25 protein-coding genes are annotated in these 26,597 nt (G+C 65.3%); 12 read left to right on the forward strand and 13 right to left on the reverse strand.

The window, feature by feature from the left end; genetic code table 11:
• Positions 1-591: 591 nt before the first annotated feature.
• Together SALB1_RS13060 and SALB1_RS13065 are read right to left on the reverse strand one after the other, a co-directional pair.
• Positions 592-1,020 (reverse strand): thioesterase family protein, encoded by a 429-nt coding sequence (locus tag SALB1_RS13060; protein ID WP_109994262.1) that lies wholly within the window; start codon positions 1,018-1,020, stop codon positions 592-594.
• 76 nt (positions 1,021-1,096) lie between these two features.
• Complete coding sequence (locus tag SALB1_RS13065; protein ID WP_109994263.1) at positions 1,097-1,558, reverse strand: RT0821/Lpp0805 family surface protein; 462 nt, start codon at positions 1,556-1,558, stop codon at positions 1,097-1,099.
• Between the two features lie 394 nt (positions 1,559-1,952).
• Here SALB1_RS13065 and SALB1_RS13070 point away from each other — a divergent pair, with 394 nt between their 5' ends.
• The gene (locus tag SALB1_RS13070; protein ID WP_109994264.1) at positions 1,953-2,957 is read left to right on the forward strand and encodes an NAD(P)H-quinone oxidoreductase; all 1,005 of its coding nucleotides are present in this window, start codon (positions 1,953-1,955) and stop codon (positions 2,955-2,957) included.
• Positions 2,958-3,000: 43 nt separating this feature from the next.
• On the opposite strand, the gene SALB1_RS13075 is transcribed toward SALB1_RS13070, so the two are convergent.
• On the reverse strand, positions 3,001-4,818 hold the full coding sequence (locus tag SALB1_RS13075) for a glycoside hydrolase family 15 protein (protein ID WP_109994265.1): 1,818 nt from the start codon (positions 4,816-4,818) through the stop codon (positions 3,001-3,003).
• A complete protein-coding gene (gene otsB, locus SALB1_RS13080) occupies positions 4,764-5,528 on the reverse strand; it encodes a trehalose-phosphatase (protein ID WP_109994266.1) in 765 nt (254 codons plus the stop codon). Before otsB ends, SALB1_RS13075 begins: the two co-directional genes overlap by 55 nt.
• On the opposite strand from otsB, the gene SALB1_RS13085 reads away from it, so the two are divergent.
• Positions 5,527-7,017 (forward strand): trehalose-6-phosphate synthase, encoded by a 1,491-nt coding sequence (locus SALB1_RS13085; RefSeq protein WP_109994267.1) that lies wholly within the window; start codon positions 5,527-5,529, stop codon positions 7,015-7,017. The genes otsB and SALB1_RS13085 overlap by 2 nt on opposite strands.
• 9 nt (positions 7,018-7,026) lie before the next feature.
• On the opposite strand, the gene SALB1_RS13090 is transcribed toward SALB1_RS13085, so the two are convergent.
• Both SALB1_RS13090 and SALB1_RS13095 read right to left on the reverse strand, forming a co-directional pair.
• Positions 7,027-7,710 carry a DNA-3-methyladenine glycosylase gene (locus SALB1_RS13090; RefSeq protein WP_255414398.1) on the reverse strand — a complete coding sequence of 228 codons (684 nt, stop codon included), beginning with the start codon at positions 7,708-7,710 and terminating at the stop codon, positions 7,027-7,029.
• Complete coding sequence (locus SALB1_RS13095) at positions 7,703-8,341, reverse strand: SDR family oxidoreductase (RefSeq protein ID WP_109994268.1); 639 nt, start codon at positions 8,339-8,341, stop codon at positions 7,703-7,705. Before SALB1_RS13095 ends, SALB1_RS13090 begins: the two co-directional genes overlap by 8 nt.
• A gap of 130 nt (positions 8,342-8,471) precedes the next feature.
• Here SALB1_RS13095 and SALB1_RS13100 point away from each other — a divergent pair, with 130 nt between their 5' ends.
• The gene (locus SALB1_RS13100; RefSeq protein ID WP_109994269.1) at positions 8,472-9,164 is read left to right on the forward strand and encodes a glutathione binding-like protein; all 693 of its coding nucleotides are present in this window, start codon (positions 8,472-8,474) and stop codon (positions 9,162-9,164) included.
• 313 nt (positions 9,165-9,477) lie between these two features.
• Here SALB1_RS13100 and ilvB read toward each other — a convergent pair whose 3' ends face one another.
• Positions 9,478-11,322: a biosynthetic-type acetolactate synthase large subunit gene (gene ilvB, locus SALB1_RS13105; RefSeq protein ID WP_109994270.1), complete on the reverse strand. Its 1,845-nt coding sequence runs from the start codon at positions 11,320-11,322 to the stop codon at positions 9,478-9,480.
• A 146-nt stretch (positions 11,323-11,468) separates the two neighbouring features.
• On the opposite strand from ilvB, the gene ilvN reads away from it, so the two are divergent.
• The 8 genes from ilvN to SALB1_RS13145 all read left to right on the forward strand — a co-directional run bounded on the left by ilvN (position 11,469) and on the right by SALB1_RS13145 (position 19,049).
• Complete coding sequence (gene ilvN, locus SALB1_RS13110) at positions 11,469-11,990, forward strand: acetolactate synthase small subunit (protein WP_109995433.1); 522 nt, start codon at positions 11,469-11,471, stop codon at positions 11,988-11,990.
• Positions 11,991-12,086: 96 nt separating this feature from the next.
• Positions 12,087-13,103: a ketol-acid reductoisomerase gene (ilvC, locus tag SALB1_RS13115; protein ID WP_109994271.1), complete on the forward strand. Its 1,017-nt coding sequence runs from the start codon at positions 12,087-12,089 to the stop codon at positions 13,101-13,103.
• A gap of 42 nt (positions 13,104-13,145) precedes the next feature.
• Entirely contained in the window at positions 13,146-13,823 is a 678-nt protein-coding gene (locus SALB1_RS13120; protein ID WP_109994272.1) for a hypothetical protein, read from the forward strand.
• A gap of 57 nt (positions 13,824-13,880) precedes the next feature.
• The gene (gene pssA, locus SALB1_RS13125) at positions 13,881-14,660 is read left to right on the forward strand and encodes a CDP-diacylglycerol--serine O-phosphatidyltransferase (protein ID WP_109994273.1); all 780 of its coding nucleotides are present in this window, start codon (positions 13,881-13,883) and stop codon (positions 14,658-14,660) included.
• A 140-nt stretch (positions 14,661-14,800) separates the two neighbouring features.
• Positions 14,801-16,411, forward strand: coding sequence for a hypothetical protein (locus SALB1_RS13130; protein WP_109994274.1), 1,611 nt, complete (start codon positions 14,801-14,803; stop codon positions 16,409-16,411).
• A gap of 57 nt (positions 16,412-16,468) precedes the next feature.
• Positions 16,469-17,311, forward strand: coding sequence for a uracil-DNA glycosylase (locus SALB1_RS13135; protein WP_199678802.1), 843 nt, complete (start codon positions 16,469-16,471; stop codon positions 17,309-17,311).
• A complete protein-coding gene (rimI, locus tag SALB1_RS13140; RefSeq protein WP_109994275.1) occupies positions 17,308-17,778 on the forward strand; it encodes a ribosomal protein S18-alanine N-acetyltransferase in 471 nt (156 codons plus the stop codon). Before SALB1_RS13135 ends, rimI begins: the two co-directional genes overlap by 4 nt.
• Positions 17,775-19,049 carry an MFS transporter gene (locus SALB1_RS13145; RefSeq protein ID WP_109994276.1) on the forward strand — a complete coding sequence of 425 codons (1,275 nt, stop codon included), beginning with the start codon at positions 17,775-17,777 and terminating at the stop codon, positions 19,047-19,049. The genes rimI and SALB1_RS13145 overlap by 4 nt, the downstream gene beginning before the upstream one ends.
• A gap of 87 nt (positions 19,050-19,136) precedes the next feature.
• Here the strand turns inward: SALB1_RS13145 and SALB1_RS13150 are convergent, their stop codons facing one another.
• Complete coding sequence (locus SALB1_RS13150; RefSeq protein WP_109994277.1) at positions 19,137-20,339, reverse strand: acetyl-CoA C-acyltransferase; 1,203 nt, start codon at positions 20,337-20,339, stop codon at positions 19,137-19,139.
• 163 nt (positions 20,340-20,502) lie between these two features.
• Between SALB1_RS13150 and SALB1_RS13155 the strand changes: the two genes are divergently transcribed.
• On the forward strand, positions 20,503-21,459 hold the full coding sequence (locus SALB1_RS13155; protein WP_109994278.1) for a nitronate monooxygenase family protein: 957 nt from the start codon (positions 20,503-20,505) through the stop codon (positions 21,457-21,459).
• A gap of 250 nt (positions 21,460-21,709) precedes the next feature.
• Here the strand turns inward: SALB1_RS13155 and SALB1_RS13160 are convergent, their stop codons facing one another.
• The 5 genes from SALB1_RS13160 to SALB1_RS13180 form a co-directional block, all read right to left on the reverse strand.
• Positions 21,710-22,168 (reverse strand): MaoC family dehydratase, encoded by a 459-nt coding sequence (locus SALB1_RS13160; protein ID WP_109994279.1) that lies wholly within the window; start codon positions 22,166-22,168, stop codon positions 21,710-21,712.
• A gap of 209 nt (positions 22,169-22,377) precedes the next feature.
• Positions 22,378-23,328: an electron transfer flavoprotein subunit alpha/FixB family protein gene (locus SALB1_RS13165; RefSeq protein WP_109994280.1), complete on the reverse strand. Its 951-nt coding sequence runs from the start codon at positions 23,326-23,328 to the stop codon at positions 22,378-22,380.
• Positions 23,325-24,071, reverse strand: a complete 747-nt coding sequence (locus tag SALB1_RS13170) for an electron transfer flavoprotein subunit beta/FixA family protein (RefSeq protein WP_109994281.1) — start codon at positions 24,069-24,071, stop codon at positions 23,325-23,327. Before SALB1_RS13170 ends, SALB1_RS13165 begins: the two co-directional genes overlap by 4 nt.
• Before the next feature lie 16 nt (positions 24,072-24,087).
• Positions 24,088-25,710 carry an electron transfer flavoprotein-ubiquinone oxidoreductase gene (locus SALB1_RS13175; RefSeq protein ID WP_199678803.1) on the reverse strand — a complete coding sequence of 541 codons (1,623 nt, stop codon included), beginning with the start codon at positions 25,708-25,710 and terminating at the stop codon, positions 24,088-24,090.
• Between the two features lie 88 nt (positions 25,711-25,798).
• Complete coding sequence (locus SALB1_RS13180; RefSeq protein ID WP_109995436.1) at positions 25,799-26,587, reverse strand: SDR family NAD(P)-dependent oxidoreductase; 789 nt, start codon at positions 26,585-26,587, stop codon at positions 25,799-25,801.
• Positions 26,588-26,597: the final 10 nt, after the last annotated feature.

Genomic DNA, 26,597 nt, shown 5'->3' on the forward strand with positions numbered 1-26,597 from the left:
CAGCGATCCCAGCGCGGCGGTGTACTCCCCCGCATCGGCGCCGGCTACGCCGGTTCACTCCGGTGCTCGCGTCGACGGGATGCCGCAAAAACTCCGAAGGTTTTGACCGCCCTCAGACAGCTTGCCGCACCGGCGCCGTGCGCCGGACACCCGTCGCAGCTGCGCGTCTCCGCCGCCGTGTAACGGGGCGGAATACCGGCCCGCCGCCTCTCAGGTTTTGGTATGTCATGTCTGTATTCGGTTCCCTTGGGCGCAAGCTAGGGTGTCCTTTCTTTCCTTTGCTTCCTTTCGTTTGAGGGCGAACCCTTATTCCGCGTACCGAATTTAAAAAATGCCTTGGCGGTAGGTCTGATTAGCGCGCAGCGCGTAATCCGACGCTCAATCGGCGAGTTCCGAGGCTCGGCTGCCGGATTACGGTGCAAGCACCTAATCCACCTACGTAACTGGCGAGTTTTCCCAGCGAGGATCATCGAGGCGTCAGTCCACGGTTTGATCCACGGGGCGGGGCGAGTTTGGTTTGCGCTGCTGTGCGAAACCAGCGTCTGTGTTGCCCCGTGGTTCGAATGAACAGCGTGGCCCCGCAGAGCTGTCTTACCGACAGAGCTTGCCGAGCGCACGAGCGAGCTTGTCGGGCACGGCGGTCGAGCGGCCACTGGCCCGGTCGACGAATACATGCACGAATTCGCCGTCAGCGCTGGCGGTTTCGGCGCCGGCGGCGAAGATGGCCAGCCCGTAGGTGGCCGAGCGATGGCCGAGCCGGTCGACACGCAACCCCACCTGCAGCGCGTCGGGGAAGGCGATCGGCGCGTGGTAGCGACAGTTCGACGAGACGACGAAGCCGACTACGGGATCGGTGTGGATATCCAGGCCGCCGGCTTCGATCAGGTAACGATTGGCGGCGGTATCGAAATACGAGTAATACGTGACGTTGTTGACGTGGCCGTAGATGTCGTTGTCCATCCAGCGCGTGGGTATGTCGCAGAACCACGCATAGGCATCGCGCGCGGGGCGTTCGGGCATGCAGCATTCTCCTCGGACATAAAAAAAGCCGGGCGTTCGGCCCGGCTTTCGAATCATACGACGGTGACCGCCGCCGTTACGAGTTCACGACCTTCCACGTGCCATTCGGTTGGCGGCAGGCGGTGCCGGTGACCTTCTTCGGCTGGCCATTGATGGTGGCGTTCATGGTGAAGTCGCGGCAGGGCTGGTTGCCCTGCTTATAGGTGCGGGTCGGCGTCACCGAGTAGCTTTCGTTGCTGTTCGGATCGTTCCAGCTCGTGGTCTTGCCGGTCTGATTCGATTCGAGGGCGGTGCCGAATTGCCGGCGATCCTTCTGGTCGAAGTGCTGGCCGACCTTGTTGCCGAGCGCCGCGCCGGCGAGCGTGCCAACCACTGTGGCGATGGTGGTTCCGGTGCCACTGCCGATCTGCGAGCCCAGGGCGCCGCCCGCCGCGCCGCCAAGCAGCGTGCCGGTGTCGGAGTTTTTCCAGTTGGCGCAGCCGCCGATCATGGAGACGGCCAGAACAAGTGCGCTGAACAGGGTGATGGTCTTGTACATGTGATTCTCCCTAGCGGGCTTTTTCTGCAAAAAATGTCGATCGGCAGTTTAACGTAATCGTCGGGCGGTAGCGGGGCGATCTCCGCAGTCAGCATTCAGCCGGCGTTGCGGTCGATTGTCGTTTGGCGCGCGCGGCGGGTCGGGCAACGGCAACACACGCTTGCCTTTGTGGAACCATCGCTTGCGCTCCGGAGGGCGCCCTTGGAACGATGCCTCGCTGCGGCCGTGTGCCTGCGGTAACCGGCCCGATCTATCCGCGGGTTGCGGTGGGTGGGGGCAACAAGCCGTTCACCGCGCGGCACGGGATGTGTATTGTGCTCATCCGGCTCGGCGGCATTGCAGGCAGGTTGTCGCGGGGCCGGCCCGTTCACTGATCCATCGAGGCAATAACGCTATGCGCGCATGGTTGATCGACGACAAGGACGCGTCGCGGAAGCTGGTCCTGGCGGATATCAAGTCACCCAAGCCCGGGCCGGACGAGGTACTGGTCGATATCCGAGCCATCGGTATCAACCGTGCCGACATCATGCAGCGTCGGGGGGCCTACCCGCCGCCCCCGGGGTTCGATCCGCTTCGGCCGGGGCTGGAATACGCGGGTGAGGTGGCCGCCGTTGGCAAGCGCGTGACCACGCGCAAGACGGGTGATCCGGTCATGGGACTGATTGGCGGCGGCGCTTACGCAGAACAGGTCGTGGTGCACGAGCGCGAGACCATGACGCCGCCCGCGCACTACGATCATGCCTCGGCGGCCGCGGTTCCCGAGGCGTTTCTTACGGCCTACCGCGGCTTGTTTCTCGAAGGTGCGCTGGCGCCCGGCCAATGGGCGTTGGTGCGTGGGGCCACCTCCGGCGTCGGCGTGGCCGCGTTGCAGTTGATCGCGGCCCTGGGCAGCCGCTCGATCGCCACCAGCCGGACCCAGGAACGGCTCGATGAGCTGTCGGCGCGCTTCAAGTCGCTCGGGCTCGGCCCGGCCTGCGACCTCGGCGCGGTGGACGGCGAGAACGGCGTGGCCGAACGGGTGCAGAACCAGGTTGGCGGCGCGCATGTGGTGCTCGACTTCGTGGGCGCGGCGGTGCTCAAGGATAATCTGGCCGCGCTGCGTGACGAAGGGCGCCAGGTTCAGATCGGCATCATGGGCGGCGCCAAGACCGAGTTGAACATGGCCACGCTGCTCATGCGTCGGCTGTCGCTGGTGGCGATGACCATGCGCAGCCTGCCGCTGGAGCGCCGCATCGCGATGGCCCGCCTGTTCGACGACCGGCTGCGTCCGTTGTTCGAGGCCGGCCGGCTGCGTCCCCTGGTGGATCAGACCCTGGATTTCACGCAGGCCAACGAGGCCCACGCGGCGATGGAAGCCGGCAGCCACCTTGGCAAGCTGGTGCTGGTGCGCGGCGGCTGAGGCGGCGCGGCCGGGCGTCGAGGGGCGCCCGGCCCGGGGTCACTCAGAGCACTTCCTCCCAGCGCCGCGACAGATGCAGCGCGGCGTTGATGATGCCGACCATGCTGTAGGTCTGCGGATAGTTGCCCCACAGTTCGCCGGTTTGCGGGTCGATGTCCTCGGACAGCATGCCGAGATCGCTGCGATGTTCGAGCATGTTGTGGAACAGTTGCTGGGCCTCGTTCGTACGCCCGATCGCCGATAGCGCCTCGATGTACCAGAAGGTACAGATATTGAAGGCGTTTTCCGGCGTGCCGAAATCGTCGTCGGCCGCATAGCGGAACAGATAATCGCCGCGCTTGAGTGTTTCGCCCACGGCCTCGACCGTGCCGATGAAGCGTGGATCGTCCGCCGGCAGGAACGACAGCTCGTTCATCAGCAGCAGGGCGGCATCGATATCCTCGCCGCCGAACGATTCGACGAAACTGTTGCGCGTCGCGCTCCAGGCGTTGTCGCAGATCGCGGCATGGATTTCGTCGGCGCCGCGCTGCCAGCGTCGCGCGTCGCCGTCGAGCCCCAGGTGGCGGGCGATCCGGGCGAGCCGGTCGCAGGCGACCCAGCACAGCAGGGCCGAATGGGTATGGATGCGCTCGCGACCGCGGTATTCCCAGATGCCGGCATCCGGCGTGCGGTAGTTGGCCAGTGCTTTTTCGCCGAGCGGCTCGAGATGCCGGAACAGCGCCTCGTCCTTGAGATGCGACAGGCGTTCATCGAAAAAGATCTGGGTGATGGCCAGAATGACGCTGCCGTAGACATCGTGCTGAACCTGGCGATAGGCATCGTTGCCGACGCGCACCGGGCCCATGCCGCGATAACCGGCCAGATGCCCGGCCCGGGTCTCGGTCAGTTTGGCCTCGCCGTTGATGCCATACACCGGCTGCAGGGTGTTGTCCTCGGCGTTGGCGACCAGATTGATGATGTAGTGGAGATAATTCTCCATGATAGAAGTGGCGCCGAGGCGGTTGAGCGCCCGGATCACGAAATACGAATCGCGCAGCCAGCAGTGGCGATAATCCCAGTTGCGCTCGCTGTGCGCGGCCTCGGGGATGGATGTGGTCATCGCCGCGACCACGGCGCCGGTTTCGGTATAGGTCGATAGTTTGAGCGTGATCGCCGAGCGGATCACGGCCTGCTGCCAGTCGAAGGGGATCGACAGCGTGCGCACCCAGTTGCGCCAGTGATCGCGGGTCTGTTCGAAGAACCGCCGGCCGACATCCGCTGGTGATTCCAGCAGGGTTTCGTCCGAGGCGGCGACCAGAGTGTACGTGCCGCTGGGCACGAAGGCACGCTCCTCGAGTACATAGCTGATCGGCACGTCGGTCGTCAGTCGCAGCACGCGGGCATCCGAGACATAGCGCAGATGATTCGAGCCGCGGGTGATGCGGACCTCGTCCGCGCCGTAATTGCAGACCGGTCGCATGCGCACCCGCACGCGTGGGGTGCCGGCCAGGTGCGTGATCTGCCGCACGATCATCAGTGGCCGGAATTCGCGGCCGTACTGCCAGAAATGCGGAGCGAAGTCGGTCAGTTGGACCGCGCCGCCGTGCGCATCGCGCAGTGTGGTCTGCAGGATGGCCGTATTGCGCAGATATTCGCGTTCGATCGAAATGCAATCGTCGATGCCGATCGCGTAGTAGCCGCGCTCCCGGTCGTCGAGCAACCGGCTGAACAACGGGTCGCCCTGGAAATCGGGGAAACAGCCCCAGACAATGCGAGCCTGCGTATCCACCAGGGCCGCGATCTGGCCGTTGCCGATCAGGCCCAGATTCAGGTCGGCCGTGGGCTCGGGGTCTTCAGCGTGGTGGCGATCTGCTCCAGCCATTCCAGTACCTCGTCTACGGTGTCCAGCCGATACCGTGCCGCACTCGAGCTGGGTTCGCCCACCCGTACCGATACGCCTCCGAGCGAATTCACCGCCACAAAAGCCGCTTCGTCGGTGACATCGTCGCCGACATACACCGGGCAGCGTCCGGCGAAGGGCGGGTTGCTCATCAGGCGTTGCAGCGCGCGGCCCTTATCGCCGCGTGCCGGCTTGATCTCGTACACGGCCTTGCCCGCCAGCAGGGACAATGCGCCGTCGGCCTCGGCCACGATGTCATGCACGGCGCGCTCGGCCGCCTGGCGTGTCGCGTCGTCGGCGTTGCGGTAGTGCAGGGCGAGCGTAGCCTGTTTGTCCTCGAAATAGAGCGCGGGATGCTCGGCGGCGAGCCGCTGGAGCCGGTCGCGCGCGGCGCGCAGGTCTTCGACGTCGACCTCCGGGCCTTCATAGCCGGCGGCGGGGGTCCGCAGTTCGAGCCCGTGCAGGCCCGAAGCCGCCGGCGCCACGCATTCGGTGAGCCGGTCGATCTCGGCGATCGGTCGGCCGGAAATCAATGCCAGGGCGCCGTCCAGCGCGTCGGCGGTGCGGCCGAGTATTTCCCCGAGACGGTGCGAGGGTTGAACGGAGTCCGGGTGGTCCGCTATATCAATTACGGTACCGTCGACATCCAGGAACAGGGCCCAGCTTTCGTCTGGGGCGGGCAGATTCGTCATGGCGAGCCAAGATAGCGAGTCCAACGCAGTCAGCCAAGTGGGAGGGGATCGTCTGATTATGGTATCGAATCGGCTGCCGGTGTCGTTGGAACGAACCGAAGACAACGACTGGCGCGCCCATCCGGCCGCCGGCGGCCTGGTATCGGCGCTGGACCCGGTGATGCGCCGGCGCGGCGGGGTCTGGGTCGGCTGGCCCGGAATCGCCGACGAAACCACTGACACCCTGCGCCGCGTGCTGGATGAGCGGCGCCATGCCGAGGGCGACTATCGGCTGGAGCCGGTCGCCCTCAGTGCCGAGGATATCGCCGGGTTCTACGAAGGCTTTTCCAACGAAGTCATCTGGCCCCTGTTTCACAACCGCTTCACCGCGTGCCGCTTCGACCCCGGCTACTGGCAGGTGTACCAGCGTGTGAATCGGGAGTTCGCGCACCGCATCAGCGAGGTTGCGCACGCCGGGGATTTCATCTGGGTGCACGACTACCATCTGGTGAACGTTGCCGCGGCGCTGCGCGAGCTTGGCGTCTACAACCGCAGCAGTTTCTTTCAGCACATCCCGTTTCCGACCGCCGATATCTTCTGCAACCTGCCGTGGTGGCGCGAGATCGTGCGCGGCCTGCTCAGCTACGACTTCATCGGCGTGCAGACGGTGACCGACCGCAGCAATTTCCTGGATGTGCTGACGACGATGTTCGATCGCGTCGAGACCGAGGCCAGCGCTTCCGGCATCGATATCGAGATCGGCGACGATGGTCTCGCGCGGCACCAGCGCCGGCTACGGATCGGCACGGTGCCGATCAGTATCGACTACGCGCATATCGAGAAGGTGGCGGCCAGCGAGGAATCGCTCGCCTGCGCGGCGCGGTTTCGCGAAAGCTGGGGTGATCGAACGGTGGTCATCGGTGTCGACCGGCTGGATTACACCAAGGGCCTGCCGGAGAAGTTCGAGGCCTTTCGCGAGTTGCTGCGGCGCCATCCCGAGCTGCGCACGCATGTGACACTGCAGCAGCATGTCGTGCCGTCGCGCCAGCAGGTGCCGGAATACATCGAGCAGAAGCAGGAGATCGAGCGGCGGGTGGGCGAGGTCAACGGCGAGTTCACCGAGCCCGGCTGGGTGCCGATCCATTACATCTTCCATCGCATGGATCAGCCGGAGCTGATGGCGCATTACCAGGTCGCCGATATCGCGCTGGTCACCCCGCTCAAGGACGGCATGAACCTGGTGGCCAAGGAGTTCTGCGCGGCCAAGCGCGACGGCAACGGCGTGCTTATCCTCAGCGAGTTCGCCGGCGCGGCGGCCGAACTCGGCGAGCATGCGCTGCTGGTCAATCCGCACGACGTGGTTTCGACTGCCGAGTGTATTCACGCGGCCTGCCGAATGCCGGTCGCAGAACGGCGCCGGCGCATGCAGGCCATGCGCAAGATCATCCGCGCCCACAACGCCTTCGATTGGGTCGAGGAATTCCTGCGTGCGGCCGGTGCGGCCGCGTAGAACGCGACCCTATTGCGGCTGCGGCGTGGCGCCTTCGGCTTCCAGGGCGCGCCACATGTACCAGCAGGCGACGGAGCGATAGGGCCGCCAGATTTCACCGGCCGCTTCCAGCGCCTTCGGTTTGGGCAGATCGTCGAGCCCGTAGGTCAGGGCGTAGCCCTTGCGCACGCCCAGATCGTGGATCGGCATCACATCGGGCCGGCCGAGGTGGAACATCAACAGCATCTCGACCGTCCAGCGGCCGATGCCGCGGATCGCGGCGTAGCGCTGGATCAGTTCGGCATCGTCGTATTCGTCGATGTGCGTCTCGTCCGGCAGTTCGCCGGCAAGCTGGGCCGCGGCCAGGGCGCGCAGGCCGGCGAGCTTGTTGGCCGACAGCCCGGCGCCGCGCAGCGTGGCGTCGTCGGTCGCCTGGATCGCGGCCGCACCCGGCGAATCGCCATTGTTCAACGCCGCGAGCAGGCGGGCGTGGATGGTGCCGGCGGCCTTGCCGGAAAGCTGCTGGTACACGATCGCGCGCACCAGCGAATGAAACACGTCCGGCGCAGCATTCGTGCTCGGCCGATATGGCCCGGCGCGCTGCATGAGCGCGCCGAGCACCGGATCCGCGGCTGTCAGATGCGCCACGGCGGCGTCCGCATCGAAGGCCAGCCGCGTGTCGCGCGACGCCGTGGGATGGGTAGCGCTAGACACCGAGCAGGGCCTTGTCGATGGGTGTATCGCCCGACAGCACTTCGAAGTGCTGGCCGATGGTGTTGGGCGAATCCAGCGTCATCAGCAATACGCGCGCCACATCATCGCGCGGAATCTCGCCGTAGCGGCCGAGATCCTTGGCGATATCCACATGGCCGGTACCGTCGCCCTCGGTGAGCTTGCCCGGGCGCACGATGGTGTATTCCAGATCGGTCGAGCGCAGATGATTGTCGGCCGCCCCCTTGGCCCGGAAATAGTGCTGCATCTTCTGCGACCCTTTCTCCGGCGTATCGGCGTTCATCGACGACACCATCACGAATCGGTTCACGCCGGCCGATACGGCCTGGTCGATGATGGAGATGGCGCCGTTACGATCCACGTCCTCGGTCTTCTCCGGCGGCGTGTGGCCGCCGGAACCGGCGGTGAAGACCACGGCATCGCAGCCGGACAGCGCCGCGCTGCAATCGCCTTCGAGATCGGCCACCACGACATCGGCGGCGCCGACGGCCCTCATCTCCTCCATCTGGCCGCTGTCGCGAATCATGGCGCGGGCGGTGTGTCCGCTGCCGTCGACGGCATGGATGAAGCGACGGCCGATCTTGCCGTGGGCGCCTACGACCAATACATGCATGGTTGCTCCTTCAATGAGTCGACAAGCCGCCGATCGCGCGGCGGCTTGAATCCGTGACGATATTCACAACCTTTGGCATGTGACGCTTTTTTACAAGGGGGATTGCTACGGTCCTCCAGGGAAGACATCCATGATCGATCTGTACACCTGGACCACGCCCAATGGGCACAAGGTTCATATCATGCTCGAGGAGATCGGTGCGGCGTACACCGCGCATCCGATCAACATCGGCAAGGGCGACCAGTTCGCCGACGCGTTTCTAAAGATCAGCCCAAACAACAAGATCCCGGCGATCGTCGATCAGGACGGCCCGAACGGCAAGCCGTATGCGCTGTTCGAATCCGGTGCGATCCTGATGTATCTGGCCGATAAGGCCGGCCGGCTGCTGCCGCAGGACCCGGTCAAGCGCTACGATGCCATCCAGTGGCTGATGTTCCAGATGGGCAGCGTCGGCCCGATGCTGGGCCAGGCGCATCACTTCAACAAGTACGCGCCGGAGAAGATCGAGTACGCGGTCAAGCGCTACGAGAACGAGGCCAATCGGCTGTACGGCGTGATGGATCGGCGACTCGCCGAAACCAGGTTCCTGGCCGGCAACGATTACTCGATTGCCGATATCGCCACCTGGCCGTGGCTGCGATCCGCCGAAACCCAGGGCGTGAACATCGACGACTACCCGAACGTCCGGCGCTGGTTTGACATGATCGGCGACCGCGAGAACGTGCAGGCCGGCCTGCAGGTCCTGGCCGATCACAAGTCGGATCTGACCGACGACGAAGCGTACGAGAACATGTTCGGCAACAAGCAGTACGAAAAGCGCTGATCGGCGTATTCACCGGAATCCGTCCGCAAATGAACGCCGATTGACGCAAATGAAATTAAATGGTTTTTGAGCGAGCGGGCGGCTGCGGGGCAGGGGTAAGATCAAACGCCGTCCTGTTGGCCGGCTGAGAATCGAAAGCCCGGCGACATGACGACGAAGGCCCCGCCGCTCGAATCCGTCGTTCCTGATCTGCGTGAATCTGCGTCGATCTGCGGACAATGCTTTTTGGCCCGGCCTTCGTGCCGTGAACGCGCACGTCAAAAAAAGACCGGCCTTTCAAGGCCGGTCTTTTCACGTCAGCGCGGCGAACCGATCAGAACATCTCGGATGGTCCGACTTCGGTATCGTCGGCGTCGTCGCTGTAGCGATCGTTGATGAAGTCGCCGGTGATCATCTGCTTGTAGGTCTTGCCGGGGCCGACCATCGGGTAGACGCCGGCATCCGGATCGACCATGACTTCCAGGAACGCCGGGCCCTTGAAGTCGAGGAAGGCGGCGATGGTGGCCGGCAACTCGGCCGGGTCGGTCACGCGCCGGGCGAACTCGAAGCCGTCGGCCTCGGCCGCCTTGATGAAGTCCTTTTTGTGCAGCGACTTGTCCGAAGCCGACAGGCGGCCCTTGAAGAACAGCTTCTGCCACTGTTTCACCATGCCGTCGCCGATGTTGTTGAGCACCACCACCTTGACCGGCAGGTCGTAGGTGGTCGCGGTCTCCAGCTCGCCGATGTTCATGCGGATCGAGCTGTCGCCGTCGATATCGATCACTAGCTTGTCGCGCCGCGCGCAGGCGGCACCGATGGCCGCCGGCAGGCCGAAGCCCATGGTGCCCATCGAGCCGGAGGTCAGCCACAGGCGCGGCTCGCGGAAATCGAAGTACTGCGCCGCCCACATCTGGTGCTGGCCCACGCCGGTGGCGATCACGGCCCGACCGTCGGTGTGCCGGTTGATCTCCTCGATCACGGCATAAGGCTGGATCAGGGTGCTGTCGCGATCGTAGTTCATCGCATAGTCGCGCTTGAGCGCGGCGATATGCTGATGCCAGTCGGACAGATCGTTGGCAAAACCGTGCTCGCGACCATAGGCCAGCACGCGCGCCAGGCTGGGCGCGAACAGGCCCACGTGATGCCAGTCGACCCGCTTGACCTTGTTGATCTCCGAGGCATCGGCATCGAAATGCGCAATCGCCTCGGCTTCGGGCGCGAAATCGTCCGGCCGGCCCGCCACGCGATCGTCGAAGCGGGCGCCGACCGCGATCAGGAAATCGCAGTCCTCGACCGCGTAATTGGCGAACGCGGTGCCGTGCATGCCCAGCATGTGCAGCGACAGGGCGTCGGTGGTGTCGAAGGCGCCGATACCCATCAGCGTGGTGACCACGGGGATGCCATAGGCCTGGGCCAGGGCGCGCAGCTCGTTGGCGGAGTCGGAATTGATCACGCCGCCGCCGGCGTAGATCAGCGGGCGCTTGGACGCGCCCAGCAGGCGGAAGAACTCAGCGCATTTCTCGTCGGAGAGCTTGTTCGAGCGCAGATCGCGCATGCGCTGGCGATAGCCCGGCACCGGCAGCACGCCGGATCCGGCGAAGCGGCAATCGGCGTTCTGCACGTCCTTGGGCACATCGATCACGACCGGGCCCGGGCGGCCGGAGCGCGCGATCTCGAACGCCGTGCGCACCGTGGCTTCCAGCTTGTCCGGATCGGTGACCATGAACACATGCTTGGCCGCCGAACTCATGATGTTGGTCACCGGCGCCTCCTGGAAGGCATCGGTGCCGATGGCCGCGCGTGCGACCTGGCCGCAGATGAGCACCATGGGCACGGAATCGGCCATCGAGTCGCGCACCGGCGTGACCGCGTTGGTCGCGCCCGGCCCGGAGGTCACCAGCGCCACGCCAACCTTGCCCGAGGCGCGCGCATAACCCGCGGCCATGAAGCCCGCGCCCTGTTCGTTGGCCGGCACGATCAGCGGCATCAGGTCGTGATGTTCTTCATTGAAGCGGAAGATGGCATCGTAGGTCGGCAGAATGGCGCCGCCGGAGTAGCCGAATACCGTATCCACCCCTTCGTCGGCCAGGACCTGCACGAGCACCTCGGCGCCGGTCATGACACGACCGGTCAGCGGATGATGCGGACGGGTTTCGGGAGCGGTGTGCAGTTCAGTCATGGCAGTTTTTCCGAACGACGTGGAAAAAACACGATTGTAACCGAAAGCGTTGCTTTTCCCGCGCGATTGCGTCAATCGATTTGCTTCACCCTGGGGATCGGCGTATTTTGCGCGCTTTGCCAATCAGTGCGTGCGAGGTGATCACGATGCGACATGTGATATCCGTCCTCATGGCCAACGAGGCTGGGGCACTCGTACGCGTGGCCGGGCTGTTCTCGCAGCGCGGCTTCAATATCGAGACGCTCAACGTCGGCCCCACCGAGGATCCGACCATGTCGCGCCTGACGCTGGTGACCTGGGGCACGGAAAACGTTGTCGAGCAGATCAACCGTCAGCTGCTCAAGCTGGTCGATGTAATCGATGTGCTGGACATGACCGGCGATGAGCATTTGGAATACGAGTTGGCGTTGATCAAGATCCAGCGCGGCGCGTCCGCGGCGCCGGTCGAGACCATGGCTGCCGGGTTCGATGTGCGCGTGATCAGCGACGAGGAAGGCCGTACGCTGCTGCGATTTCTGGGCAGCGGCGACGAACTCAACCGGTTCGTGGCAGTACTGGAGGACGCCGGCATGCTGGTCGAGCTGGCGCGCAGTGGCGCGGTCACCATGACCCCGGGCACCGGCGGGCTGAGTTATCACGCCGAAGACGAACAAGCCGCGGCGTCCTGATACGCCGGGCGGCAACGACACCGCGAATTTGTAATCAACCGGCTGGCACCTCTCGCCTGCCGGGCCGACATCATCAGCAGGAGAAAAACCGTGAGCATGACCGTGTATTACGACAAGGATGGCGACCTGTCCCTGATTCAGGGCAAGAAGGTCGCGATCATCGGTTATGGTTCGCAGGGCCATGCCCACGCCAACAATCTCAAGGATTCGGGCGTGGACGTCGTGGTCGGCCTGCGCGAGGGTTCGTCCTCGGCCAAGAAGGCTGCCGACGCCGGCCTGGCCGTGGCCAGCATCGAAGAGGCTACCGCCTCGGCCGATGTGGTGATGATCCTCACGCCGGATGAACACCAGCTGTCTCTGTACAACGAGCTGATCGAGCCGAACATCAAGCAGGGTGCGACCCTCGGTTTCGCGCACGGCTTCAACATTCATTACCAGCTGATCGAGCCGCGTGCCGATCTAGACGTGATCATGATCGCGCCGAAAGGCCCGGGCCATCTGGTGCGTACGACCTACGAAAACGGCGGCGGCGTGCCGAGCCTGATCGCGGTCTATCAGGATGCGTCCGGCCAGGCCAAGGATGTGGCGCTGGCTTATTCCGTGGCCAACGGCGGCGGCCGTGCCGGCGTGATCGAGACCACCTTCCAGGCCGAGACCGAAACCGACCTGTTCGGCGAGCAGTCCGTGCTCTGCGGTGGTTTGGTATCGTTGATCCAGGCGGGCTTCGAAACGCTGACCGAGGCCGGCTATGAGCCGGAGATGGCGTATTTCGAGTGCCTGCACGAGGTCAAGCTGATCGTGGACCTGATCTACGAGGGCGGTATTGCCAACATGCGCTACTCAATCTCCAACACTGCCGAATACGGCGATATCTCGCGCGGCCCGCGTCTGATCACCGACGAAACCCGTGCCGAGATGCGCAAGATGCTCACCGAGATCCAGAACGGTAGCTTCGCGCGCGAGTTCATGGCCGAGCACCAGGCCGGCAGCCCCATGCTCAAGGCCGGCCGGCGCAATGCCGCGGCCTCGGAGCTGGAGCAGGTGGGCGAGAAGCTGCGCGGCATGATGCCTTGGATCGCCAAGGACAAGATCGTCGACAAGACGCGTAACTGATTACGTGTCCGCCCCGAACGCGAGTTCAAGCGAGCGATCGGTATGCAGCGCAAGACGCTGTTTCAGATAGTCCCGGAAGGCTGGGCTGCGCTGTTCGTGCTGGCGGTCGTGTTTCTGATCGTCAATGCGACCATCGACGTGTGGGCGGCACTGCCCGTGTTGGTGCTCATGGCGGTGTGCGTGCTGTTCTTCCGCGATTCGCCGCGGCATGCGCCGGCGGAACCGCTGTCGGTGGTTGCGCCGGTGGATGGCACCGTCATTCACCGGCGCGAATGCTACGACCCCTATCTTGATCGCGAGGCGGTCAAGGTGGCCATTCGGGTGAATCCGTTCGGCGCCTATCTGCTGCGTTCGCCGGTGGAGGGCACGGTGCTGGAGCTGGCGGGTGAAACCGTGGAGCGGCTCGGCGGCGTGGCCTCGATGATCCGCACCGACGAGGGCGATGAACTGGTCATGGCGATCCGGCGCGGCAGCCTGCTGGGCGAACGCCCGTGCCGGAACAGCTATGGTGAGCGCGTGGGCCAGGGGCGCTGCTGCGGCAAGCGTCGGCTGGCACAGCGGGTGGAATTGTTCCTGCCCGTGAATTGCCGCATGGAGGTTGAGCTCGGCGATCATGTGCGTGCCGGGGCCTGCGTACTGGCCAAGCTCGTGCACAAGAAGAACGGGAGCTGTCGGGCCCGGGACGATGCCGATCGGACCCGGCTGGACGGCGCCGCCTGATCGATTTGCCCATTTCGGCCGAGCGAGACCAGCGGCCGATACGCTAGACTAGCGCCTATGTCTGAATCCCCCAGCGAACCCCGCAGTCGCCGCAAGCGCGGCATCTATCTGCTGCCGAACCTGTTTACGACCGGCACGCTGTTTGCCGGATTCTACTCCATCATCGCGGCCACGCAGGATCGGTTTTCGGTGGCGGGCATTGCCATATTCGTGGCCATGCTCACCGATATGCTGGATGGACGCGTGGCCCGGCTGACCAACGCCGAGTCCGATTTCGGCATCCAGTACGACAGTCTCGCCGATCTGGTGTCGTTCGGGCTCGCCTCCGGGCTGCTGGCCTACATGTACAGCCTCCACACGCTGGCCGCCTACAGCAATGTCGCCGGCAAGCTGGGCTGGCTGGCCGCATTTTTCTATGCCGCCGCGGCGGCCTTGCGTCTGGCGCGGTTCAATATCACCCGTGGCGGCGCGCTGGAGAAGAAAGTCTTTCTCGGCCTGCCGAGCCCGGCGGCGGCGGGGCTTTTGGTGGGGTTCGTCTGGGTCGGGGCCGACTTCGGCATCCCCGGCGGCGATCTGGTGATCCCGGTGTTCCTGTTCACCGTGGGCGCCGGGGTGCTGATGGTCTCCAACGTGCGCTACAACAGTTTCAAGGATTTCAATATCGGCGACCGCGTGCCGTTTCGCTACATCCTGTTCGTGGTGATTGCGTTCGTACTGATCATGCTCGATCCGCCGCGCGTGCTGTTCCTGGGCTTTCTGGCGTACGCGTTGTCCGGACCGATCATGGCCCTGCGGCGTCGCCGTCGACTGCGTTCCGGTCGCAGCGGACCCTCCTAGATTCTCGCACGGCCGGGGGTGCAACTTCGCGCGGCATGCGCGATCCAACGCTGATAGCGATCGACCCGATGCGGGGGGCCCATGAGCCTGATCTGTCGATATATCGATGGCGCGCCCTCTGCCACGGACCGGCGTGCCGCATGAATCCGGTAGCTGAACAGCCCGGGCGGCGGCAGGCGCTGGTCTGGGGCGGCGCGGTCGTCGCTCTGGCGGCGGCGTTGCTGGTGGCGCTGGTGTTGCCTCTCGGGGCGGCGGAGGCTCCGAGCCTCGGCTGGCTGAAGGATGCGGCGACGCCCGGCATGGGCTGGGGCGAACCGTTCCGTCATCTCATCGCGCGCGCGGCGGCCACGCCGGATCGGCCGCTGGTTTGCCTGCTCGCGGCCGCGGTGGTGCTGAAATCCGCCCCGGCGGTGGGCGCGCTGTTCGCGCTGCGCCTGCCCGATGTGCTCGCGGCGGCGCTGGTTGCAGCCATTGTCGTGCGGGTGGCGGAAACGCGATCGGCGGGCGTGTTTGCGGCGCTGTTGTTTGTTGCCTCGCCCGCGCTCTGGGCCGCCGTGGTGGGGTCGCCGGGTCTGCTCGTCGACGCCGCCGCGGTCGCCGTCCTGTATGCGGTGGCGCGTCGGCCGGCGGTGCGTCCCCGGGCGGGCGCGTTGCTGGGCTTGCTGCTTGCCCTGGTTGTGCTCATCTACAACGGCGCTGGCGTGTACGCGATCGCGGTCGGGCTCGGTGTGTGGCTGCACGCCGGACTCGCGCACGGCGAGTGGCGGCTGTTCGCCAGTGGGCGGCTGACCGTGCTGGCGGGCTTGATCATCGCCGGCCTGACGCTCGTGGGCGTGCTTGATCTGCCCGCGGGCGCGCACTGGCTGGTGCTGTATCGCAAGCTCGACCTCGCGATCGAGCGCAGCGCGCTGCCCGTGCCCGTCGGGATCATTGCCGCGGCCGTCATCGTGCCGAGTCTGATCGCCCTCGCCGAAACCCTGCGCCGGCCGGCGGGCATGGCGGGGCAGCTATTGTCGATTCTGGCGATCGGCGCCATCGTGCTGTCTTGCGCGCCGCGCACGCCGCCACTGGCGGTGACCGCGCTCGCACCACTGACGCTGCTCTGGTGGACGACCCCGCTGATGTCGACCGAGGCGCGCGGCCGCGCGTTGCTGGCGGCCGGATTTTATGTGCTGGCCGGCGTCGCCGCGGCTGGCGCGTTGCTGATACTCGGCCGGGCCGAGCCGTCGACCCAGGCGGCGCTGGCATGGGCGAGTCGGGGTGTGGCCATCCTGATGGCGTCGGCCGCACTCCTCGCGTTGGCGTTGGCCTGGCGCGGAACCCGGGTCGCGCCGGCCGGCGCGGCATCGCTGGCGCTTGCCGCGGTGATTGCGGCCGGCGCGCTGTGGCTGGCCGCACCCCAGCAGTTGTTCGCCCAGCGCGGCTACGACCGACAGTTGGCCGAGGCTATGGCGCCGCTGCAGGCGCGCCCGATTGCCGTGCTCGCGCCCGTCGGCGCACCGTTGTGGCGTGCGGAGCTGGGCCGCCCGGTGTTCGTGGCCCGCGATGTGTTCGCGCTGTGTCGTTGGGCCGCGGCGCGCGACGGGACGTCCGCGCCGCTGGCGCTGGTGCGCCCGCAGGCGACCGATGCCGTGCTTGGCCGCTTTGCCGGGGCGCGATTGTTGTTGCAGTCACCGGGCACGCCGCAGACGTCGGTCATGGTGATCGAGCTCGGCGATCGCGGGAGCCGGGGCTGCCGGGCCGGGCATTGATCCGGGCGCATGCCGCCGAGGCTGGCAAAAACCGACAAACCGTTTAGGCTCTGACGCATGACATCGGATGCACGTCGCGACGATTATCTCCGCGCCCTCGGTCTGGCCGACTGGCAGTATCGCGCCGACGGGCCGCTGGGCGGTGCCCGGGCGCGCCCCGGCAAGGCGCTCGAGCCCGGGATGACCGGCTCGAACGAGGCGGCGGCCGTGGTTGCCGCCGGTGATGAACAGACGGTCGCTGCGCCCGAGCGGGAAGTGGCCGCGCCGGCGCCGGCGAGCTTGGCGCGCGAACCGGAGGCCGACGCCGCCCCGGCGCCGACGCCGGATGCCGACACCGGCCCGGCCGGGCTCGACTGGGACGGGTTGGAGGCCTATCTGGCCCGCCAGGACCACCGCGGCGCGAGCCGCCCGGTATTCGGCATCGGTGCACGCGATGCGGAGGTTTTGATCGTGGGCGAGGCCCCGGGCGCGAGCGAGGACGCCCAGGGCGTGCCGTTCGTCGGCCGCGCCGGCAAGCTGCTCGACCGCATGCTGGCGGCGATCGATTGCTCGCGCGCCACCAACGTCTACATCACCAACATCTGCAAGTTCCGCCCGCCGGACAATCGCGACCCGACGCCGGATGAAGTCGCGGCCGACTGGCCGATCCTGGAACGCCAGATCGATCTGATGGCGCCGCGCCTGGTGGTGGCGGTCGGCCGGGTCGCCGCGCAGACGCTGCTCGCTTGCCAGACCCCGCTCGGCAAGCTGCGTGGCCGGTTGCACCGTTACCCGCGGCGCGATCTCGATGTGCTGGTGACCTATCACCCCGCTTTTCTGTTGCGCAGTCCGCAGCAGAAGAGCAAGGCCTGGGCAGATCTGAAAATGATCGCCCGCCATATCCGGTCGTTCGAGCGATGAGCGCCGCGCCCGACGATCTCTGGCAGGTCCGGCGCATGCGGTCGCAGGACGTGGCCGCGGTGCTGGAAATCGAACGTTCCTCGTACAGCCATCCCTGGAGCGAGCGCATTTTTCACGATTGCCTGCGCGTGGGCTATCGCGCCTGGGTGGTGGATCGCGCCGGGCGAAGTGTGGCGGGATACGCGCTGGCCTCGATCGCAGTGGGCGAGGCGCACCTGCTCAATCTGTGCGTGGCCGAAAGCGCGCGCGGCCACGGCGCGGCCGGTCGCCTGCTGGATGTGGTGATTGCCCGGGCGGCGGCGGAAAATGCCAATGAGCTGTTTCTTGAGGTACGGCCCTCCAACCGGGCCGCGCGCCGGCTCTATGCCCGCTACGGCTTCGAAACGCGTGGCCGCCGGCCCAACTATTATCCGCACAGGCATGGCCGCGAGGATGCGTTGGTCTTGTCAAAGGTGATCACGATTTGAGCGATACGCGTTTCACCTGGCGCGGCCGGTTCGGCTGGGCTTTCTACGACTGGGCCAATTCTGCGTTCGCGACGACCGTCGTAGCCGGTTTTTTCCCGGTTTTCTTCAAGACATTCTGGAGCGCCGACTATCCGGCCGAAACCAGCACGCTACAGTTGGGCGTGGGCAGCGCACTGGCGAGTTTCCTGGTGTTGTTTCTGGCGCCTGTCGGTGGGGCGATCGCCGACCGCGGGCATCGCAAGAAAGCCGGGCTGGCGCTGTCGACAGGTCTTTCGGTGGCCGCCACCGCCGGGCTGTTCTGGGTCGGCCACGGCCAATGGCTGACCGCGATGGCGCTGTTCGTGCTGGCCTCGATCGGATTCTTCATGGCCATGGTGTTCTACGACAGCCTGATCGTGGATGTGGCCGCGCCGGGCGACTACGATCGCACCTCGGCGCTCGGCTATGGCCTGGGCTATCTCGGCGGTGGGCTGCTGCTGGCGCTCAATGTCGCCATGACGATCTGGCCGCATGCCTTCGGCCTGGCCGGCCGTGCGGATGCTGTGCGCTGGTCCTTTTTGAGCGTTGCCGTCTGGTGGGCACTGTTCTCACTGCCGTTGTTCCTGTTCTCCCGCGAACGTACGGATGGCGCCCGCGTGTCGGCCGTGCAGGCCGTGCGCGACGGCCTCCGCGAGTTGCGGGGTACGGCACGGGATATCCTAGCGCAGCACGAGATCTGGCTGTTCCTGCTGGCCTATTGGCTCTACATCGACGGCGTGAATACCATCGTGCGCATGGCGGTCGATTTCGGCTTGAGCCTGGGCTTCGGTCAGGAAAGTTTGATCATGGCGCTGCTGTTGGTGCAGTTCATCGGTTTTCCGGCGGCGATCGCCTTCGGCTGGCTGGCTTCGATCTGGGAGACCAAGAAGGCGATCTATCTTGGGCTCTGTGTCTATGCCGGGATCTCGGCCTGGGCCTATTTCCTGCACGACGTCTGGCAGTTCTATGCCATGGCGGTTGCCATCGGGCTGGTGCAGGGCGGCGTGCAATCATTGTCGCGCTCCTACTACGCCCGGCTGATTCCCGAGGGCAAGGCCGGCGAGTACTTCGGCATCTACAACATGCTCGGCAAGTTCGCTGCCGTGATCGGGCCGCTGCTGGTCGGCGTGGTCGCCGCCCTGAGCGGCAGCGCGCGACTGTCGATCCTGTCGGTGGTGGTTCTGTTCATCGCCGGCGGCTGGCTTCTCACGCGGGTGGACGCGCGTCGCGCCCATCCCTCGGCCGGGGCGTAAGCGGATATATTCGCTTACGCTCTCGATCACCAACGCCAGCTTGAGCCGGTCGCGCCGCGACAAGCCGACGCGCTGTCGGCCGCGGCGTTAGAAAACCTCGAACAGCCCCGCGGCACCGATGCCGCCGCCGACGCACATGGTGACCACCACGTGCTTGACGCCGCGGCGCCGGCCTTCGATCAGCGCATGGCCGACCATGCGGGCGCCGGACATGCCGTAGGGATGGCCGATGGATATGGAACCGCCGTCGACGTTGTAGATGTCGGGGTCGATGCCGAGATGATCGCGGCAGTACAAGCACTGGCTGGCAAAGGCCTCGTTGAGCTCCCAAAGGCCGATGTCGTCGATGGCCAAGCCGAAGCGGTTCAGCAGTTTGGGTACGGCATAGATCGGGCCGATGCCCATTTCGTCGGGGGCGCAGCCGGCCACTGCCATGCCGACGTAGGCGCCCAGCGGTTCCAGCCCGCGTCGCTCGGCTTCGCCGGCTTCCATGAGCACGCTGGCCGAGGCACCGTCGGACAGTTGCGATGCATTGCCGGCGGTGATGAATCGTCCTTTGCCGACCTGCTGGCCATTCTCGAAGACGGGTTTGAGCTGGGCCAGACCTTCGCGGGTGGTGTTGGGTCGATTGCCCTCGTCCTGACGCAACGTGACCGCTTCCGAGCCGGTCGCGCCGGTCGCCTTGTCGACGGTGGTCTTGACCGTGCTCAGGGGGACGATTTCGTCGTCGAAGCGGCCCGCCTGTTGTGCCGCGGCCGTGCGCATCTGCGACTGATACGCGTATTCGTCCTGCGCCTCGCGCGATACGCCGTAGCGGTCGGCCACGATCTCGGCGGTTTCGAGCATGCTCATGTAGATATCCGGCTGATTCGCCTCCAGCCAGGGATCGCGGGCCCGATATTGATTGTTGTGTTCGTTCTGTACTAGGGAGATCGATTCCAGCCCGCCGCCGACGACCACGTTCATCCGGTCGTGCACGATCTGCTTGGCCGCGGTTGCAATACCCATGAGCCCGGATGCGCATTGCCGGTCGATCGTCATGCCCGGTACGCCGGTGGGCAGACCCGCCCTTAACGCGCACTGGCGGGCGACATTGCCGCCGGTTGAACCCTGTTGTTGTGCGACGCCAAGAATCACGTCATCCACGGCGTCGGCTTCGAGGGCGGCGCGTTTGATGGCATGTTCGATGGCGTGGCTGCCCAGGGCCTGACCCTGGGTGTTGTTGAAAGCGCCGCGATAGGCTTTGCCGATCGGCGTGCGTGCCGTGGAAACGATGACAGCTTGGCGCATGAAAATCCTCGATGGCTGCGGGGCAATGGCGCGTGGGCGGCGCCATTGCCAAATGGTGACCGCTTAACTAAATTGAAACGACGTTCCAAAATATGGTCAAGCAGTATGTTGAGGGTATGGGTCAGCGTCAAGATCTGCGTGAAGCGCTTAACGGGGCTTGCGCATGTCACTGAGTGAACGACTTCGCGCCGATATGCGGCTGCCGGTCATCGGGTCGCCGATGTTCATCGTGTCGAACCCGGAGCTGGTCATCGCCCAGTGTACCGCGGGCATCATCGGCGCCTTTCCGGCGCTCAATGCCCGGCCGGCCGAGCAGCTGCCGGTCTGGCTCGAGCGCATCACGAATGCCCTGGACGCCGAGCGTGCGGCGCGTCCGCTGGCCCGGATCGCGCCGTTCGCGGTCAACCAGATCGTGCATGCCTCCAACGACCGGCTGGAACGGGATCTTCGCGCCTGTGCGGATTTCCGCGTGCCGTTGTTGATCACGAGCCTGCGCGCCCCGCATGCCGCGGTCGAGGCCGCCCACGATTATGGCGGGCACGTTTTCCACGATGTGATCAACGTGCGCCATGCCGAGAAGGCAATCGAAGCGGGCGTGGATGGCCTGATCGTGGTCTGCGCCGGCGCGGGCGGGCATGCCGGTACGCTGAGTCCGTTCGCCCTGGTTTCGGAAATCCGTCGGTTCTGGGATGGCCCGCTGGTCCTGTCCGGTGCGATCACGCGCGGCGCGCATATCCTGGCCGCCGAGGCGCTGGGTGCGGACTTCGCGTACATGGGGACGCGTTTCATCGCCACCGATGAAGCCAACGCGGCGGCCGAGTACAAGACCATGGTCACCACATCGAGCGCAAAGGATATCGTCTACAGCAATCTGTTCACCGGGGTGCACGGCAACTATCTGCGTGGCTCGATCGAGAACGCCGGATTCGACCCGCATGATCTGCCGACATCGGACAAGCAGGCCATGAGCTTCGGCAGCGACCGCAAGAAGGCCTGGAAGGATATCTGGGGCGCGGGCCAGGGCGTCGGCAATATCGACGCCATCGAGCCGGCGGCCGACGTGGTCGAACAACTGGTCGCGGAATACAACGCGGCCCGTCGGCGGCTCGGCGCGCGATGAGCCGCCGACGCCGCGGGCGCGGATGAACGTGCCCGCGGATACCGCTCGCTCGGGCAACAGGGCCAACTCGAGTCCGGCCGGTGGACATCAGACGACTTGGTTATGTATCACGCTCGACTGGCTGAATAAGCAAGCGCATTTTGTCCGCAAATGCACGCGAATGAGCGCAAATAACAAGGAAGATCACGGCACTGCTGATTTCAGGTGCGCAAGCAATGGCGTCTTTGACTGAACTGTGTACATCGTCAAGTCAGACGATGTACAGGGTCAGGGTCTCGGCGATACAGGCCGGCCTGTCGTGGTTTTCGATCTCGACGGTCACATGACAGCCGACACGGAACGCACCGGGGCCGCGCGCGATCACGTCACTCAGCCGAACCCGTGCCCGTATCCGCGCGCCGGCCGGCACTGGGTTGATGAAACGCAGGGTGTTCAGCCCGTAATTCACACGCGTGCCGACACCGCGCACGGTGAAGACTTCGCCGACCAGGCGCGGCAGCAAGGCCAGCGTCAGAAAACCGTGGGCGACCGGCCCGCCGAAGGGTGACTCGCGCGTCGCGCGCTCGACGTCGACATGGATCCATTGATGATCGTCAGTGGCATCGGCGAAGCGATCGATACGCGACTGATCCACCGTCAACCAGTCGCTCGTGCCGAGTTCGGTTCCGACACGAGCCTGTAACGCCGCAATATCGTCAAAGACTTGCATGAGCGATCCCAAGCAAACGCAACGCTAGAGCGTTTTTCTCTTTTGATGAGTCACAATGGGCCAATACCTATCCACCGATGATGCGAATCGACACGGGAAACTAGACTCGTCTTGCATCTGCGTGAATCTGCGTTGATCTGCGGATAAATGCCTTAAGAAAAGAGAAAAAATGCGCTAGCCCGTCGCGCGAGAAGCACGCTTGGTGGCTGTTATCCAACAGCTCTCTCGAGTTCCGGAATGATTTCGAACAGATCGCCGACCAGGCCGATGTCGGCGATCTCGAAGATCGGCGCCTCTTCGTCCTTGTTGATCGCCACGATCGTGCCGGCGTCCTTGATGCCGGCCAGATGCTGGATGGCACCCGAGATGCCGAAACACATGTAAAGGTCGGGCGAGATGATCTTGCCGGTCTGGCCGACCTGCATGTCGTTGGGCACGAAGCCCGCGTCCACCGCCGCGCGCGAGGCGCCGACGGCGGCGCCGATCTTGTCGGCGAAATCGTAGATGAGCCGGAAGTTGTCCTCGCTGCCGACGCCGCGCCCGCCGGATACCACTTTGGATGCCGTCTGCAGGTCGGGTCGGTCTGAGGCCTGCTGTTCCAGACTGATGAAACGCGTGTGGCCGGGCAGCTCGACCTCCAGCGTAATCGGCTCGACGGCGGCCTGGTTGTCCGTGCTCGCGGCGGGATAGGACGCACAGCGGACCGAGGCGACCAACACCTGATCGGCCGGCGCGGCGACCGTGGTCACTGCGTTGCCGGCATAGATCGGCCGGTCGAACTCGTGCGGCCCGTGCACGGCCATGATGTCGGTGACCATGGGCACGCCGAGCAGGGCGGCCACCCGCGGCATCAGGTCCTTGCCAAAGGTGGTGTTCGGGCCGAGCACATGGCTGTACTGGCCTTGTTCGGCCGCCGCCACGATCTGTGGCGCGAATACCGCGGCGGTGGGGTGCGCGTTGGCGGGGTGATCGGCATGGCGCACCGTTGAAACACCGTCGATCTGCGCGGCCTCGCCGGCGATGCCGGCGCCGTCGTCGGCCAGCACCAGCACATCGATCTCGCGGTCTGTGATCTGCCGTGCGCAGGCCACCGTGCGTGCGGTTGATTCGTTGAGGCGGCCGTCCAGATGGTCGGCGATGATCAGAATCCTGTGGCTCATAGCAGGTTCTTCTCCTTGAGTTTGGCGACCAGTTCGTCGACGGATTCGACGCGTACACCGGCCTCGCGCTGCGGCGGCGGCGCGGTCTTGCGGGTTTCCAGCATTGCGGCGGGCGCCACGCCGAGCTCGGCCAGGCTGCTGGCCTCGATCGGTTTCTTCTTGGCCTTCATAATGTTGGGCAGCTTGAGATAGCGCGGCTCGTTGAGGCGCAGATCGGCCGTGATCACCGCCGGCAGGTCCACTTCCAGGGTTTCGAGTCCGGCATCGATCTCGCGGGTGACTCGCGCGTGGTCGTCGGCCAACTCGATCACCGAGGCGAACGTGGCCTGGGGCCAGCCGAGCAGCGCGGACGTCATCTGGCCGGTTTGATTGGCATCGTCGTCGATCGCCTGCTTACCCATCAGAAAGACCTGTGGACGCTCGTTCTCGGCGATCGCCTTGAATACGCGGGCGGCGGTGAGTGGCTGGACCACCTCGTCCGTCTTGACGTGAATGACGCGATCGCAGCCGAAGGCCAGGGCCGTGCGCAGTTGTTCCGCCGCCGGATCCGGGCCGATGGTCACGGCCACGACTTCGTCTGCCGTGCCGGCTTCCTTCCAGCGGATGGCCTGCTCGAGGGCGATTTCATCGAACGGGTTCATGCTGTGCTTGACGCCGTCGGTGACCACGCCCGAGCCGTCGGACTTGATCTGGATGCGGACGTTGTAGTCGATCGCGCGCTTGACGCTGACGAGTACTTTCATGGCTATCCTTTGCGGGTCAGAGGTTATAGTAATTCGGCCCCGAGCCGCCCTCGGGCACGACCCAGTTGATGATCTGGTAGGGATCCTTGATATCGCAGGTCTTGCAGTGCACGCAGTTGGCGGCGTTGATCTTGAGTTCCGGCTCACCGGCTTCGTTTTCCACCATCTCGTAGACGTTGGCCGGGCAGAAACGCGTGCAGGGGTTGCCGTATTCCTGGGTACAGCGGTCGGTACAGATGCTCGGGTCTAGCACCTGCAGGTGGACCGGTTGATCCTCGTCATGCTCGGTCTGGGCGTGGTAGACCGAGGCCAGGCGATCGCGCGGGGCCAGGTCGCGTGCGACGTAATTCTGTGCGTCTTCCGGCGGCGGGGTATCGAGTTGATCGAGTCGTTGCGTGGCTTGCCAGTCGGCATGGTTGGATAACGTCCAGGGCGAGGCGCCTCGGGTCGCCGTCTCCCAGACCGCATTGAGCAGCCCGGTCCATTGGCCCTTGTTGAAGCCGGGCCGGATGTTGCGGACCCGTTTCAGTTCGGTACCGACCTCGGAGGCCCGCAGCGCAGCATCAAAGCCCTCGGCCGTGCCGTGCGCAGCAACATGATCAGCCGCGATCATGCCTGAGCGCATCGCGGTATGGATGCCCTTGATCTTGGGCACATTCAGCGTACCCGCCGCATCGCCGAGCAGCATCGCACCGGGCATCTCCATCTTCGGCAGTGACTGCCAGCCGCCCTCGACCAACGCCCGGGCGCCGGCCGACACGATCTCGCCGCCCTCGAGCATGGGCTTGATCCTGGGATGATGCTTGAGTTGCTGGAAGGCCTCGAACGGGCGCAGCCGCGGGTCGGCATAGTCCAGGCCCACGACAAAACCGATGGCGATGCGGTTGTCGTCGAGATGATAGACAAAGCTGCCGCCGTAGGTGTCGTTGTCCAGCGGCCAGCCGATCGTATGCTGCACCAGGCCCGGCTTACACTGGCCTTCGGGCACTTGCCAGAGCTCCTTCAAGCCGATGCCGTAGGTCTGCGGATCGCTGTGCCGGTCGAGCTCGAAATGCCGGATGAGCTGTTTGCTGCAACTGCCGCGACACCCCTCGGCGAACAGCGTGACGGGGGCGTGGATCTCGATGCCCGGGGTGAAACTGTCCTTGGGCTGGCCGGCGCGATTAAGGCCCATGTCCGGCGTGCGCACGCCCTTGACCGCGCCGTCGTCATCGAACAGCGCTTCGGCGGCGGGAAAACCGGGGTAGATCTCCACGCCCAGCGCTTCGGCCTCGGGCGCCAGCCAACTCATCAGGTTGGCGATGGAGACAATCACATTGCCGGTGTTGTTCTGCTGCGGTGGTGTGGGCAGCCGTTTCGCGCCGTCGCGGGTGAGCCGCCAGAACTCATCCTCAACCGCATCGACACAGATCGCGGGCGGATCGTCGCGCCAGTCCGGCACCAGCTCGTCGAGCGGGCCGGTCTCGATCACCGCGCCGGCGAGATTGTGGGCGCCGACTTCCGAGGCTTTTTCGAGCACGCAGACGTCGGTTTCCGGTGATTGCTGCTTGATGCGCATGGCCGCGGCCAGCCCGGCCGGGCCGGCGCCGACGACGAGCACGTCGTAGGCCATTACGTCGCGTTCGGTCTGTTCGGTCATAGGCGGTTCGTGGTCGGCTGTAGGAAACAGGACCGTGTGCTGGCAGCAAATACACGGGACGGGGTGATACAGCGGCTCGCGGCCGCCATCAGAACTTCATGCCCGGCATGTTCAACGAAGCGGTGTTGCCGCCGTCGACCGCCAGTGCCTGGCCGGTGACGAAGCTGGCATCGTCGCTGGCCAGAAACGCGATCACCGCCGCTACTTCCTCGGGATGACCGTAGCGACGCAGTTCGCAGCGGGCACCCAGTTTGTGGGTCTTGCCGTGCGCCGCCGCGTATTCGAATACCGGTCGCGTTATGCCCGTTTCGATCAGGCCGGGGCACACCGCGTTCACACGAATGCCGTATTCGCCGAGGTCGCAGGCGGCGGTCTGGGTCAGGCTGATCACGCCGGCCTTGGTGGCGCTGTACGCATTGCCGCCAGCACCCGAGCGCAGGCCGGCCACCGACGCGGTATTGACGATTGCCCCGCGTCCGGCGGCCCGCATCGCGCCGGCCACCGTCTGCAGCACGTGCGCGCTGCCGAGAAGGTTCACGTCAACGATGTCGCGCCAGTTCTGGTGATCGTTGTCGTAGATCGGCGAATGATCGGTGCCCGCTATACCGGCGTTATTGCATAGCACATCAATCCGCCCGTAACGGGCCACAATGTCGTCGATACAAGCAGCCACGGCCCGATCATCGCGGATGTCGACGGCGCGCAGAACGTGTCCATCGTCGCCGGGCAGGTCGGCGCTCAAGTCGGCGAGAGCGGATTCGTTACGATCGAGCGCAATCACGCTTGCCCCTTCAGCTGCCAGCCGGCGCGCACATGCGCGACCGATACCGCTCGCGGCGCCGGTGATCATGGCGATACGCTGATCGAATCGGTTCATGGTGTGACGG

Origin of the sequence: Salinisphaera sp. LB1 (genome assembly GCF_003177035.1) — a bacterium.
Classification (GTDB): domain Bacteria; phylum Pseudomonadota; class Gammaproteobacteria; order Nevskiales; family Salinisphaeraceae; genus Salinisphaera.

Excerpts from the sequence above, each read along its gene's own strand:
- rimI (WP_109994275.1), top strand. The coding sequence starts at position 17,308 with ATGAGCGCCGCGCCCGACGATCTCTGGCAGGTCCGGCGCATGCGGTCG.
- SALB1_RS13065 (WP_109994263.1), bottom strand. The coding sequence starts at position 1,558 with ATGTACAAGACCATCACCCTGTTCAGCGCACTTGTTCTGGCCGTCTCC.
- SALB1_RS13060 (WP_109994262.1), bottom strand. The coding sequence starts at position 1,020 with ATGCCCGAACGCCCCGCGCGCGATGCCTATGCGTGGTTCTGCGACATA.
- SALB1_RS13165 (WP_109994280.1), bottom strand. The coding sequence starts at position 23,328 with ATGAGCCACAGGATTCTGATCATCGCCGACCATCTGGACGGCCGCCTC.
- SALB1_RS13075 (WP_109994265.1), bottom strand. The coding sequence starts at position 4,818 with ATGGCTGGAGCAGATCGCCACCACGCTGAAGACCCCGAGCCCACGGCC.
- SALB1_RS13120 (WP_109994272.1), top strand. The coding sequence starts at position 13,146 with ATGCAGCGCAAGACGCTGTTTCAGATAGTCCCGGAAGGCTGGGCTGCG.
- SALB1_RS13070 (WP_109994264.1), top strand. The coding sequence starts at position 1,953 with ATGCGCGCATGGTTGATCGACGACAAGGACGCGTCGCGGAAGCTGGTC.
- otsB (WP_109994266.1), bottom strand. The coding sequence starts at position 5,528 with ATGACGAATCTGCCCGCCCCAGACGAAAGCTGGGCCCTGTTCCTGGAT.
- SALB1_RS13085 (WP_109994267.1), top strand. The coding sequence starts at position 5,527 with ATGGCGAGCCAAGATAGCGAGTCCAACGCAGTCAGCCAAGTGGGAGGG.
- SALB1_RS13130 (WP_109994274.1), top strand. The coding sequence starts at position 14,801 with ATGAATCCGGTAGCTGAACAGCCCGGGCGGCGGCAGGCGCTGGTCTGG.
- SALB1_RS13180 (WP_109995436.1), bottom strand. The coding sequence starts at position 26,587 with ATGAACCGATTCGATCAGCGTATCGCCATGATCACCGGCGCCGCGAGC.
- ilvN (WP_109995433.1), top strand. The coding sequence starts at position 11,469 with ATGCGACATGTGATATCCGTCCTCATGGCCAACGAGGCTGGGGCACTC.
- ilvC (WP_109994271.1), top strand. The coding sequence starts at position 12,087 with ATGACCGTGTATTACGACAAGGATGGCGACCTGTCCCTGATTCAGGGC.
- SALB1_RS13095 (WP_109994268.1), bottom strand. The coding sequence starts at position 8,341 with ATGCATGTATTGGTCGTAGGCGCCCACGGCAAGATCGGCCGTCGCTTC.
- pssA (WP_109994273.1), top strand. The coding sequence starts at position 13,881 with ATGTCTGAATCCCCCAGCGAACCCCGCAGTCGCCGCAAGCGCGGCATC.
- SALB1_RS13170 (WP_109994281.1), bottom strand. The coding sequence starts at position 24,071 with ATGAAAGTACTCGTCAGCGTCAAGCGCGCGATCGACTACAACGTCCGC.
- SALB1_RS13100 (WP_109994269.1), top strand. The coding sequence starts at position 8,472 with ATGATCGATCTGTACACCTGGACCACGCCCAATGGGCACAAGGTTCAT.
- ilvB (WP_109994270.1), bottom strand. The coding sequence starts at position 11,322 with ATGACTGAACTGCACACCGCTCCCGAAACCCGTCCGCATCATCCGCTG.
- SALB1_RS13135 (WP_199678802.1), top strand. The coding sequence starts at position 16,469 with ATGACATCGGATGCACGTCGCGACGATTATCTCCGCGCCCTCGGTCTG.
- SALB1_RS13155 (WP_109994278.1), top strand. The coding sequence starts at position 20,503 with ATGTCACTGAGTGAACGACTTCGCGCCGATATGCGGCTGCCGGTCATC.
- SALB1_RS13175 (WP_199678803.1), bottom strand. The coding sequence starts at position 25,710 with ATGACCGAACAGACCGAACGCGACGTAATGGCCTACGACGTGCTCGTC.
- SALB1_RS13150 (WP_109994277.1), bottom strand. The coding sequence starts at position 20,339 with ATGCGCCAAGCTGTCATCGTTTCCACGGCACGCACGCCGATCGGCAAA.
- SALB1_RS13160 (WP_109994279.1), bottom strand. The coding sequence starts at position 22,168 with ATGCAAGTCTTTGACGATATTGCGGCGTTACAGGCTCGTGTCGGAACC.